Origin of the sequence: Pseudolabrys sp. Root1462, assembly GCF_001426945.1 — a bacterium.
GTDB lineage: Bacteria > Pseudomonadota > Alphaproteobacteria > Rhizobiales > Xanthobacteraceae > Pseudolabrys.
On the sequence record NZ_LMFS01000004.1, the window covers coordinates 359,172 to 370,865 of the forward strand.

Annotated in this window: 10 protein-coding genes; 5 read left to right on the plus strand and 5 right to left on the minus strand. The window is 63.5% G+C overall.

The window, feature by feature from the left end:
* Nucleotides 1-227 precede the first annotated feature (227 nt).
* Entirely contained in the window at nucleotides 228-1,631 is a 1,404-nt protein-coding gene (locus tag ASD45_RS22565; protein ID WP_056913933.1) for an aminomethyltransferase family protein, read from the plus strand.
* Between the two features lie 87 nt (nucleotides 1,632-1,718).
* Here ASD45_RS22565 and ASD45_RS22570 read toward each other — a convergent pair whose 3' ends face one another.
* From ASD45_RS22570 to pcaF, 5 genes are all read right to left on the minus strand, one after another.
* The gene (locus ASD45_RS22570) at nucleotides 1,719-2,561 is read right to left on the minus strand and encodes a methylenetetrahydrofolate reductase (RefSeq protein ID WP_162249486.1); all 843 of its coding nucleotides are present in this window, start codon (nucleotides 2,559-2,561) and stop codon (nucleotides 1,719-1,721) included.
* 45 nt (nucleotides 2,562-2,606) lie between these two features.
* Nucleotides 2,607-4,013, minus strand: coding sequence for a hypothetical protein (locus ASD45_RS22575; RefSeq protein WP_056913935.1), 1,407 nt, complete (start codon nucleotides 4,011-4,013; stop codon nucleotides 2,607-2,609).
* Between the two features lie 367 nt (nucleotides 4,014-4,380).
* Nucleotides 4,381-4,992 (minus strand): protocatechuate 3,4-dioxygenase subunit alpha, encoded by a 612-nt coding sequence (gene pcaG, locus ASD45_RS22580; RefSeq protein ID WP_056913936.1) that lies wholly within the window; start codon nucleotides 4,990-4,992, stop codon nucleotides 4,381-4,383.
* 15 nt (nucleotides 4,993-5,007) lie between these two features.
* Nucleotides 5,008-5,718, minus strand: a complete 711-nt coding sequence (gene pcaH, locus ASD45_RS22585) for a protocatechuate 3,4-dioxygenase subunit beta (protein WP_056913937.1) — start codon at nucleotides 5,716-5,718, stop codon at nucleotides 5,008-5,010.
* A 19-nt stretch (nucleotides 5,719-5,737) separates the two neighbouring features.
* A complete protein-coding gene (pcaF, locus tag ASD45_RS22590; RefSeq protein WP_056914013.1) occupies nucleotides 5,738-6,946 on the minus strand; it encodes a 3-oxoadipyl-CoA thiolase in 1,209 nt (402 codons plus the stop codon).
* A gap of 138 nt (nucleotides 6,947-7,084) precedes the next feature.
* Between pcaF and ASD45_RS22595 the strand changes: the two genes are divergently transcribed.
* From ASD45_RS22595 to ASD45_RS22610, 4 genes are all read left to right on the plus strand, one after another.
* A complete protein-coding gene (locus ASD45_RS22595) occupies nucleotides 7,085-7,546 on the plus strand; it encodes a DUF3237 domain-containing protein (RefSeq protein WP_244485627.1) in 462 nt (153 codons plus the stop codon).
* 174 nt (nucleotides 7,547-7,720) lie between these two features.
* The gene (locus ASD45_RS22600; protein ID WP_056913939.1) at nucleotides 7,721-8,929 is read left to right on the plus strand and encodes an ABC transporter substrate-binding protein; all 1,209 of its coding nucleotides are present in this window, start codon (nucleotides 7,721-7,723) and stop codon (nucleotides 8,927-8,929) included.
* A gap of 103 nt (nucleotides 8,930-9,032) precedes the next feature.
* Complete coding sequence (locus ASD45_RS22605) at nucleotides 9,033-9,806, plus strand: crotonase/enoyl-CoA hydratase family protein (protein ID WP_244485636.1); 774 nt, start codon at nucleotides 9,033-9,035, stop codon at nucleotides 9,804-9,806.
* Nucleotides 9,807-9,823: 17 nt separating this feature from the next.
* Entirely contained in the window at nucleotides 9,824-11,692 is a 1,869-nt protein-coding gene (locus tag ASD45_RS22610; protein ID WP_244485629.1) for a feruloyl-CoA synthase, read from the plus strand.
* The last annotated feature ends 2 nt before the right edge of the window (nucleotides 11,693-11,694 follow it).

The window sequence follows — 11,694 nt, forward strand, 5'->3', positions numbered from 1 at the left end:
TGAGGACGCAGGAATTCATGTTGTATACGACAACTTCTGGAATTGCCAAATCCGGACGTCTAATGCGGCTGAATTTGGCGTAAATTCACGATTTTGGCGAGAGATATCGGTCCTGCGTATACAGTCCGGCTGCTTCTCCACCACGCGGCGGATGACATAGGCCCAGCGCCGGCACGGCGCGTGCGGCTCGCCAAAAACTACGATCGACAATCAAAGGGAGTGAGGAAATGGCAAAAAACCTGGAAGAAAAGATCAAGGAGTCGGGCGACATCGTCTCGATGATGCGGAATTCGCAGATCGGCGCTTACGTCTATCCCGTCGTCGCTCCTGAATTCACCAACTGGCGCGACGAGCAGGGCGCCTGGCGCAACACCTGCGTGCTGTTCGACCAGTCACACCACATGGTCAACCTGTTCGTCGAGGGGCCGGACACCGTCAAGCTGTTGCAGCACCTGTCGACCAACTCGTTCAAGAACTTCTCGGTCGATCAGGCCAAGCAATTCGCTCCGGTCACGCCGTACGGTCATGTCATCGGCGACGGCATCCTGTTCTATCTCGCCGAAAACAGCATGGTCTATGTCGGCCGCAATCCGGCGGCGAACTGGATCGAATTCCACGCCAAGACCGGCGGCTACAACGTCAAGACCACCTATGACGACCGCTCACCGTCCCGCCCGATGGGCAAGCCGGTGACCCGCAGCTTCTACCGCTATCAAATCCAGGGCCCGAAGGCTCAGGACGTGATCAAGAAGCTGAACGGCGGCACGATGCCGGAGATCAAGTTCTTCCGCATGGGCTACATCACCATCGCCGGCCGCAAGGTACGCGCGCTGCGTCACGGCATGGCCGGCGCTCCGGGTCTCGAAGTCTGGGGTCCCTATGCCGAGGGCGACGAGATCCGCAACGCCATTCTCGAAGCGGGCAAGGACTCCGGCATCGTGCCGGTCGGCGCCCGCGCCTACGCCACCAACACGCTGGAGTCGGGCTGGATCCCGTCGCCGGTGCCGGCGATCTACACCGGCGACAAGCTCAAGGCCTATCGCGAGTGGCTGCCGCTCTCGAGCTACGAGGCCAATGCCGCGCTCGGCGGCAGCTTCGTGTCGAAGAATATCGAGGACTACTACACGACGCCTTACGAGCTCGGCTACAACACCTTCACCAAGTTCGACCACGACTTCATCGGCTCGGATGCGTTGCAGGCGATGGAAGGCAAGAACAAGCGCAAGAAGGTGACCTTCGCCTGGGAGAACAAGGACGTCGAGCGCATCTGGGCTTCGCAGCTCGCGCCCGCCGGCGAGAACTACAAGTTCATCGACTTGCCGCTCTCGAACTACGCCTCGTCGTCCTATGACGCGGTGATGAAGGGCGGCAAGGTGGCCGGCGCTTCGATGTTCTCCGGCTACTCCTACAACGAGCGCAAGATGCTGTCGCTCGGCTGGGTCGAGGAAGAGTTCTCCAAGCCCGGCACGGAGCTGACCCTGGTGTGGGGCGAAGAAAACGGCGGTACCAAGAAGACCACCGTCGAGCGTCACAAGCAGACCGAGGTCAAGGTCATCGTCTCGCCGACGCCCTACTCCGCTGTCGTGCGCGAAGGCTACGAAGGCAAGTGGCGCCATCAGGCGGCGGAATAATCTTTAGCGCCTGAAAATTGGATAGCGAAAAGGCGCGGCATCGAAAGGTGCCGCGCCTTGTTTATTTTGACGTTGAACGGGAGGGCCTTACGCCGCCGCGATTTCCTTCACCGCCATCTTGGCCGCGTATTCCGCGGTCGCGGCGAGATTGCCGAAGGTGAAGTAGTGCGGTTGCACTTCGCCGATCGCATCCTGCGCCGCATCGAGCGCGGCAATGATGCGGTCGGGACCGACATTGCCGATCAGCGCCGTTGCCGCACCCGACATCAGGCCCTTCAGGGATGTGGCAACGCCGCAGCGTTTGGCAAAGCGCAACAAGGCCGGCACCGACGTCGGCCCCACCATGCCGACGCTGATCGGCTGTTCGATGCCGCAGGCGCGCAATTGCGTGAGCCAGGCGACGATGGCCTCCGGTGAGAACGAGAACTGGCTGACGAGACGCACGGCAAGCCCCTGTGCGACGGCGGCCGCGATCTTTTCGTCGAGCGAGGCGGCAAGCCGCTCGGCGGGAATTTGCGGATGGCCTTCGGGGTAAGCGCCGATGCCGACCTGCTCGATACCGGCTTCGCGCAGCCGGCCCTTCTGGATCACCGCCAGCGCATCGGCGAACGGGCCGACCGGATCGACGTCGCCGCCGATCACCAGCAGCCGGCGCAGCTGCGCTTCGCCGTGCAGACGGGAAAGCAGTCGGCTCAACGCCTCGACACTGATCACGCGCCGCGCGGCGATGTGCACCACCGGCTCGAGACCGGCCTGACGCACATTCGCGGCGGCAAGCACCAGATCGTCATCGCTCTGCGTCGGCACCGCCGGCAGATAGATCTCGGTGCCTTTCGGCACGGCGGCGGCGATGGCCGCGATCTCGGCGGGCTTCGGCCGCGTCGCCTCGATCGAGAAGCGGCTCGCGACGGACGCGGGCGGCGTTTTCATCAGCATTCCTGGTCTGCCTTCATGCCTGATCGAGATACGCCGTCGCTACTGGCGGCGGCGCGAGATGACGAACGATTCATCGTAGAACCACAGGCCGCCGTGCTTCTGCAGCACCTCGCGCGTCGCATCGACGTAGCGGCGGTCGGCGTTGATATCGGACAGGCGGTCGTCCTCGACCTGCGCGACATAGACCGCGGCATTCCACGCCGCGAGCAGCGTCGAGGTGCCGATCGACGACGACACTTCCGTCGGCAGCGTGTGCATGTCGTAGCGGAACAGCGAGCGCTGGTCGGAATAGGTGTTGAAGTTGAGATCGCGGCCGGCGGCGCCTAACTCCTGCTTGGTCTCTTTCAGGAGATCGTGACGGCTGTGGGTGAACGGATTGTCGTCCGGCCAGATCTTGTGAATGATCTCCATGCCCGGATCGTGCCCATAGGACTGGATCGCGATCATGCGGCCGCCGGGACCGAGCGCGCGGGCAAGCGGCGCCAGCACGCGCTTGGCCTTGAATTCGAGCGAGGCGCGGGCGCGATAAGGCTGCGACGCGATCACCAGGTCGTAGTCGGCCTGCGAACTGCCCGGCTTGGGAATGACCTGGTCGAGCAGGAAACGGTGATCGTTGCGATAAAGCACCAGCACCACCGGCCGCTCGTAAATAGGATTGCCGCTCTTCGGCGACACCTTGGCCTTCCAGTTCTCGGCCAGAAACGGCTCCAGCGCCGTGATCTGCTCCTCGAATGAATGCGCAGTATTGCCGTCCAGCGCCACGTCCTTCCACACCATCGAGGTCGCCGCGGACAGCGACTTGGCGGCGAGCCATGGCGCCTCGGCGTAAGCGAGGTTGGTCAGCACCACGACCGACGACGGATGCTCCATGAAGCGGTCCGGCATCTTTTGCAGCGCGAGGCGGACGTCTTCCAAGCTGATTTCCTTGCCGACGATATAGAACGGCATGGTCGGAAACTTGTGGTGCATCGACCGCATGACGCGCGTCAGAACGGTGCCGTCGCCGATGCCGGCGTCGAACACGCGCACTGCCGGCGGCCGCGGGTGGATATTGCCGAGTTCGAGCGAAACGCGCTGCGCCACTTCCCACTTCTCGCTGCAGGTATTGACGAACAGCAAATACTTCTGCCGGTTGTCGAAGAAGCGGAAGTTGCGTTGCGGATCTTCGTTGCCTTGCGCGGCCATCGGTGCGGTCTGCGTTTTGATGACGGGAAGCGTATGCGCCACCGGCGCATCGAACAGCACGCGGCGACGAGCGGCGCCGTCCTCACCGCTTTGCGACATGAAGGAGCGGATGCGCTCGAGTGTGTCGGTCGTAATGCGGCCGCCGTTGCGCAGGCGGCTGGCGAGCTTGCCGTCATTGACGGCGCGGCGGCCGAACGTGCTCTCGGCGAGCCCGCGCTGACGGCAGAATTCGCTGATCTCCTGGAGAATGACCTCGTTCATATCGTTTCCTCGGCGGCGATTTGGCTTGTTGCTCTGACGTGGCCGCGTCTGCGCGACTCTTGTCGGTCGCTGTTCGAGGCCAAGCGAACCAACATGGAAGCCTGCCGTCAAACAAAAAACTCGGGTAAAAAAGTTGGGCGGCTATAGTGGGCGCACTACACCAAGTCTATAAAGTCGGTATTATCAATGACTTACAGGCAAGAGCATCTTTGCGAAAAAATTTGCACGCAAGACGCAGTCTACTTCCCACTCATGAAAGGCGCTGCAGTGGGCACAAGTGGGCAGGCTTTCTGCCCCGTATTGAACAAAAAAGCGGGCGCTTGCGGCGCCCGCTCTTGTTTTCCGTCACGGCCGGGATGCTGGCCGCTCAGATCTCGAAGAACACCGTCTCGTTGTCGCCCTGCATATGGACGTTGAAGCGATACAGCGGCGGCTCACCGCCCTCCTTGTGGGCGATCAGCGTGCCGCGGCGATCGGCCGGCACCAGGCCCAGCACCGGATCGGCGGCGTTCGCCGCCTCGTCCGAGAAGTACAGACGGGTATAAACCTGCCGCAGCATGCCACGCGAGAAGATGGCGACCACGATGTGCGGCGCCTGCGGCTTCCCGCCGGGGCCGGGCACCGCACCCGGCTTGATGGTGTCAAAAGCGAAGATGCCGGCCTTGTCGGTCGCCGAGCGGCCGAAGCCCTTGAACTGGGTGTTGGGCAGCGAGCGGTTGTCGCCCGGGCTGGCATAGCGGCCTTGCGCATCGGCCTGCCAGATTTCGATCATACAATCGTTGATCGGCTTGTTGTCGCCGTCGAATACCGTGCCTTCGATGCGAATGCGGGTGCCGGATACGTCCGGGGTAACGAGGTTCGACTCGACCGAGTTCTTCCACGAGTAGGTGCCGTTCGGATCCCAGTCGCAGCGCCCGACGGGCGTGAGGCCGTAGGCGAAGAACGGACCGACGGTCTGTGACGGCGTGATTTCGGACATGATGATGAAACGCCCTTAGTGGTGGTCGTCGTTGTCGAGCGGCGTCGCCTCGCGGCCACGCAGCACGATGTCGAATTTGAAGGCCAGCGCCCAGTCCGGGACCGTGTTCTCCAGATCGAAGCTTGCGACCATGCGGTTGCGCGCCTTCTCGTCGGTCACCGAATTGAAGATCGGATCGAACGGGAACAGGTAATCGCCGGGGAAATACATCTGAGTGACGAGGCGCGACACGAAGGAATGGCCGAACACCGAGAAGTGGATGTGGTTGGGACGCCAGGCGTTGGGATGATTGCCCCACGGATAAGCGCCCGGCTTCACGGTGATGAACTTGTAGGCGCCGTTGTCGTCGGTAACGGTGCGGCCCGCGCCGGTGAAATTCGGATCGAGCGGCGCCGGATGCTGATCGACATTGTGGACGTAACGGCCGCAGGCATTGGCCTGCCACAGCTCGACGAGCGCGTTCTTCACCGGGCGGCGGTCTTCATCGAGCACCTGACCGTGAACGATGATGCGCTCGCCAAGCGGCTCGCCCTTGTGCTGCTTGGTGAGGTCGTTGTCGCCTTCCTGCACCGCGTTGTGGCCGTAGATCGGACCGGTCAACTCCGACAGCGTGTGCGGAATGATCATCAGAGGCTTGGTCGGCGAGCGCTTGACGGTACTCTTGTAACCAGGCGTCAGATGCTTCGGAAAATTCTCGAGGCTCTTGGTCGGATAGATCAGCGACACGTTGTTGTTCCTCTTCGCTTCAGGCGACCCGTTCGAGCGCCAGCGAGACGCCCTGACCGACACCGACGCACATCGTCGCGAGCGCCAGCTTGCCTGACCTTTGTTCCAGCCCATGGGTCGCTGTCAATGCCAGCCGCGCGCCCGACATGCCAAGCGGATGGCCCAACGCGATGGCGCCGCCGTTCGGATTGACGTGTTCGGCGTCGTCCGGCAGGCCGAGTTGCCGCATCACAGCGAGTGATTGCGAAGCAAAGGCTTCGTTCAGTTCGATCACGTCGTACTGGCTGATCTTGTGACCGAGCCGGGCCATCAGTTTCAACGTCGACGGTACGGGGCCGATGCCCATCACGCGCGGTGGGACAGCGGCCGACGCCATGCCGAGCACGCGGGCGCGCGGCGTCAGGCCATGCGCCTTTACCGCGGCTTCCGAAGCGAGGATCAGCGCCGCGGCGCCATCATTGACGCCGGACGCGTTACCGGCGGTCACAGTGCCGGGATTGCGGAACGGCGTCTTCAGCTTGGTGAGCTGCTCGAGCGTGGTATCGGGGCGCGGATGCTCGTCCTTGTCGACCTTTACCACTTCACCTTTGCGCCCGGCGATTTCGACCGGAACGATCTCCTCGGCGAAGTAACCGGCGGCGATGGCCTTGCCGGCCTTCTGCTGTGAGCGCAGCGCGAACAGATCCTGATCGGCGCGCGACACCTGATAATCCGCAGCGACATTCTCGCCGGTCTCCGGCATCGAATCGACGCCGTACTGCGCCTTCATCAGCGGATTGATGAAGCGCCAGCCGATGGTGGTGTCGTAGATTTCAGCGGAGCGCGAGAAAGCTTCGGTCGCCTTGCCCTGTACGAAAGGCGCGCGGGTCATCGACTCGACGCCGCCGGCAATGGCGAATTCCATTTCGCCGGCGCGGATCGCGCGGGCCGCATCGCCCACCGCGTTGAGGCCCGATGCGCAAAGACGGTTCACCGTCACGCCCGGCACCGACACCGGCAGCCCGGCCAGCAACGCGGCCATTCGCGCGACGTTGCGATTGTCTTCACCAGCCTGGTTGGCGCAGCCGAAAATGACTTCCTCGACCTTCTCCCAGTCAACCTTGGGATTGCGCGCCATTAGTGCTTTCAGCGGCACAGCAGCGAGGTCGTCCGTGCGCACTTTGGCAAGCGAGCCGCCGTAGCGGCCGATCGGCGTGCGAACCGCGTCACAAATGAAAACGTCACGGATCTTGTCGGTCATTGGATTTCCTTGCAGCGCCGTTGCACGTTTTAAACCGCAGCGGCTTTCGAGCGGCCCCGTATTTACGGCCCGTCCGAGACAGGGTCAAATGGCGCATCACATTCGGATATGTGGGAGCTGACGCCGTTGACCGCCATCCTGAGCGACAAGCCGATCTTCACCGTTCATGCCGAACTGGGCGGAATTCTCGACCTGGGCGCCACGCCGTATGGCCATCGGCGTATCATCGACATCCTCGGTGGAACCGTGCGCGGCGAAAGGCTCAATGGCCGCGTCCTGACCGGCGGCGCCGATTGGCAATTCATCCGCGCCGATGGCGTCGCCGATATCCAGGCGCGCTACACCATCGAGAGCGATGCCGGCGCCCGCATTCTGGTGTCGAGTGAGGGCCTGCGGCATGGGCCGAAAGAAGTGCTGGAGCGGGTGATGCGTGGCGAGACGGTCGATCCGGCACAGTATTACTTCCGCACGGTGATGCGGTTCGAGACCTCCGACCCGGCGGTCGCCTGGATGAACCGAATCCTCGCCATCGCCCGCGGCCAGCGCGAGGCCCGCGCGGCCCGCCTCGACGTTTTCGAAGTCCTGTAATCCCCTCCACTTGCCCATCCGCTCGTGCTGCAGCGCAACAGGATTATAGGCTTATCGTTGTCTTATTGTTGTCTTGGACAACAATATTGACCGGACGGCGCAGGCCTGCCAGCATCGGTATTGCGGCGAGAGCAAAAATAGCGCCGCCTCAATCATCCCTCGGGAGGGGACCCCATGCAGAAAGCGATCAAGGTCGCCGCTTTACTGACGGCGATGGCCGTCACCCCGGCGCTGGCCGAACAGAACGGCACGCTCCGGATCGGCGTCATGAACGACATGTCGAGCGTCTACTCGGACTTCCAGGGTCCGGGCTCGGTGCTGGCGGCGCAGATGGCGGTCGAGGACTTCAACAAGACGTCCAAGCGAAAGATCGAAGTGATCTCAGCCGATCACCAGAACAAGCCGGATGTCGGGGCCGGTATCGCGCGCCGCTGGTTCGATGCCGAAGGCGTCGACATGGTGATCGATCTTCCGAATTCGGCGGTCGCGCTTGCGGTCTCCGACATCGGCAAGGAAAAGAACAAGGTCGTGATCGGCTCCGGCGCCGGCACTGCGGCGCTCACCGGCGCCAAGTGCTCGCCGACCTTCGTGCACTGGACCTATGACACCTGGGCCTTCGGTCACGGCACCGCCAAGGGTGTTATCGGCCAAGGCGCCAAGACGTTCTTCTTCATCACCGCCGACTACGCCTTCGGTCATGATCTCGAGAAGCAGGCGACCGACGAGATCAACGCTTCCGGCGGCAAGGTTCTCGGCGCGGTGCGCCTGCCGCTGGGCACCAACGACTTCTCGTCGGCGCTGCTGCAGGCGCAAGCCTCCAAGGCCGACGTCATCCTGCTCGCCAATGCCGGCGGCGACACCGTCAACACGATCAAACAGGCCGCCGATTTCAAGGTCCCCGAAAAGCAAAAGCTGGTGGCGCTGATCTTCGACCTGCAAAGCGTGCCGGCGATCGGGCTGGGCACCGCGCAGGGCCTGCAAGCCATCAATGCCTGGTACTGGGACGAAAACGACGGCACACGCGACTTCGCCAAGCGCTATGCGGCACGCCATCCGAAGAAGATGTATCCCAACCACATGCAGGCCGGTGTCTATTCGGCGACCCTCGATTACCTCAAGGCCGTCGACAAGGTCGGTTCGCCGTCCGACGGCAAGGCCGTGGTCGATGCCATGAAGGCGACGCCGTCCGATGATCCGGTTTACGGCAAGGTCGAGATCCGTGCCGACGGCCGCGCCATCCACCCGCTCTACCTGTTGCAGGTCAAGACGCCGGCAGAATCGAAAAGCGAATGGGACGTGTTCAAGATCGTCGGAACGATCCCTGCCGACAAGGCTTTCCGCCCGCTCAGCGAAGGCGGCTGCCCGCTGGTTAAATCGAACTGACGGCGGCTTTCGCCGCACCTCGCCACATGCCGCCGCCCTCGGGCGGCGGCATCCACACTTCAAGGAGCTACGCGTGAGCGCCAAGAGAGACCCGTTTGCCGGATTGCCGTCGTCGCTGCTCGCCGAGCTGCGGGGACCGATCGCCATCCTCAAACTCAATCGTCCGCACAAGCGCAACGCGATCGATGACGAAACGGTAATCGGCATCGATGATTTCTTTTCGCGACTGCCCGCGGAGGTGCGCGCCGTCGTGCTCGCCGGTCAAGGTGAGCATTTCTGCGCGGGCCTCGACCTATCGGAATTGCAGGAGCGCGACATCCGCGAGGGCATCGCGCATTCCTCGCTATGGCATCGCGCCTTCGAGAAGATCCAGTTCGGCAAGGTGCCGGTCGTCGCGGTGCTGCACGGCGCCGTGATCGGCGGCGGCCTCGAGCTCGCCACTTCGGCTCACATTCGGGTCGCCGAGCGCTCGGTCTATTACGGCCTGCCGGAAGGCAGCCGCGGCATCTATGTCGGCGGCGGCGGCTCGGTGCGCGTCCCGCGGCTCATCGGCGTCGCCCGGATGATGGACATGATGCTGACCGGCCGCACTTACGCCGCCGAAGACGGCCAGGCCATGGGCCTGTCGACTTATCTCACCGAGCCCGGCGAGGGCATGGCGAAAGGCATTCAGCTGGCCGAGCGCATCGCCCAAAACACCCATCTGACGAATTTCGCCATTACCCATGCGTTGCCGCGCATCGCCGAGGCGGCGCCGGCCACCGGCTTCGCCATGGAGGCTCTGATTTCGTCGATCGCGCAGGCCGACCCGGAAGCAAAAAGCCGCCTAAACGCCTTCCTCGAAGGCAAGGCGGCCAAGGTGAAACGGCCGGATTAAAGGTTCGAGCGATGCAGGTGAACCAGACCCTGGCGCCTTCGACCGCTCCATTGCGCAGCGTCAAACTTGGCGCGCTCGATGCCGTGATCGATAGGCGGCCAGACGGCACGATCTACCTGCGCAGCGCGCAACCGCTCGACGCCTATCACGACAGCATCGCTGAGCCGCTAGAGCATTGGGCCCGCGTCGCGCCGGACCGCGCCTACCTGGCGCAGCGCGATCAAGACGGAAACTGGCGCAAGCTCACTTATGCCGACGTGTTCGGCAAGGTGCGCCGCATCGCCGCCGCGCTGCTGCGGCGCGGCCTGTCCAAAGAACGGCCTATCGTCATACTTTCCGGCAACGATATCGAGCACGCGCTGCTGGCGCTTGCCGCCATGTATGCCGGCATTCCTTATGCGCCGGTGTCGCCGGCCTATTCGCTGATGTCTAGCGACTTCGGCAAACTGCGGATGATCGTCGAACTGCTCACGCCCGGCATGGTGTTCGCCGCCGACGGGCTCGCTTTCGGCAAGGCGCTGTACGCCACCGTGCCCGACGACATCGAACTGGTCGTGACGCGCAATCCGCTGGGCGACCGGCCGACGACGATGTTCGGCGATCTGATCGGCAGCGAGGATGCGAGCGGCGTCGATGCGGCGCGCGCGGCGGTCGGCCCCGACACCATCGCCAAATTCCTGTTCACCTCGGGTTCGACCGGCACGCCCAAGGCGGTGATCAACACCCACCGCATGCTCAATTCCAACCAGGCGATGCTGCGCGGCAGCCTCGCTTTCGTGAAGGACGAGCCGCCGGTCATCGTCGACTGGCTGCCGTGGAGCCACACCTTCGGCTCCAACCACAACTTCAATCTCGTGCTGGTCAATGGCGGCTCGTTCTATATCGACGACGGCAATCCGACGCCGCCCGGCGTGCCGAAGACGGCGCGCAATCTTCGCGACATCGCGCCGACCATCTACTTCAACGTGCCGAAAGGCTACGAGGCGCTGATCCCGCATTTCCGCGCCGACGCGACCTTGCGCAACAACTTCTTCAGTCGGCTGAACGTGCTGTTCTATGCCGGCGCCGGGCTGAACCAGGCGACCTATGACGAGATGAACGACATCGCCGTCGAAACCACCGGCGAGCGCGTCATCTTCATCTCCTCGCTCGGCTCGACGGAAACCGCGCCGGCGGCGCTGGCCTGCACCTTCGATTTCGGCCGCCCCGGCAATATCGGGCTGCCGTGCGGCGGCGTCGAACTCAAATTGGTGCCGAACGCCGGCAAGCTCGAAGCGCGGCTGCGCGGTCCGCACATCACCCCCGGCTACTGGCGGCAGGACAGCCACACGCAGAGCGCCTTCGACGACGAAGGCTTCTACAAGATCGGCGACGCCCTGAAATTCGCCGATCCCGACGATCCGAACAAAGGCCTGCTGTTCGACGGCCGCATTGCCGAGGACTACAAGCTCTCGACCGGCACCTGGGTCAGCGTCGGCCCGTTGCGCGGCCGCTTCATCGACCACTTTGCCCCCTATGCACGCGACGTCGTGCTGGCCGGTGCCGACCGCGACTTCATCGGCGCGCTGGTGTTTCCCGACATCGAGGCCTGCCGCAAGCTCGCCGGATTGGGGCCCGACGCGACTGCGGCCCAGATCATCGCCGCGCCGACAGTACGCCTGCTGTTCGCCGAGCGTTTGTTCACGCTGGCAGCGGAGGCCAAAGGCTCCTCGACCCGCGTCGAGCGGTTGATCCTGATGGCCGAGCCGCCGTCGCTCGACAAGGGCGAAGCCACCGACAAGGGCTCGATCAACCAGCGCGCGGTGCTGGCGGTCCGCGCCACGCTGGTGGACGAATTATACGCCGAGACGCCACCGTCGCCGAATGTCATCCGCAGCGACAGTTGAAC

Bases quoted from the DNA above. Each gene is read 5' to 3' on its own strand.
- ASD45_RS22570 (WP_162249486.1), bottom strand. From the start codon at position 2,561: ATGAAAACGCCGCCCGCGTCCGTCGCGAGCCGCTTCTCGATCGAGGCG.
- pcaG (WP_056913936.1), bottom strand. From the start codon at position 4,992: ATGTCCGAAATCACGCCGTCACAGACCGTCGGTCCGTTCTTCGCCTAC.
- ASD45_RS22575 (WP_056913935.1), bottom strand. From the start codon at position 4,013: ATGAACGAGGTCATTCTCCAGGAGATCAGCGAATTCTGCCGTCAGCGC.
- ASD45_RS22600 (WP_056913939.1), top strand. From the start codon at position 7,721: ATGCAGAAAGCGATCAAGGTCGCCGCTTTACTGACGGCGATGGCCGTC.
- ASD45_RS22565 (WP_056913933.1), top strand. From the start codon at position 228: ATGGCAAAAAACCTGGAAGAAAAGATCAAGGAGTCGGGCGACATCGTC.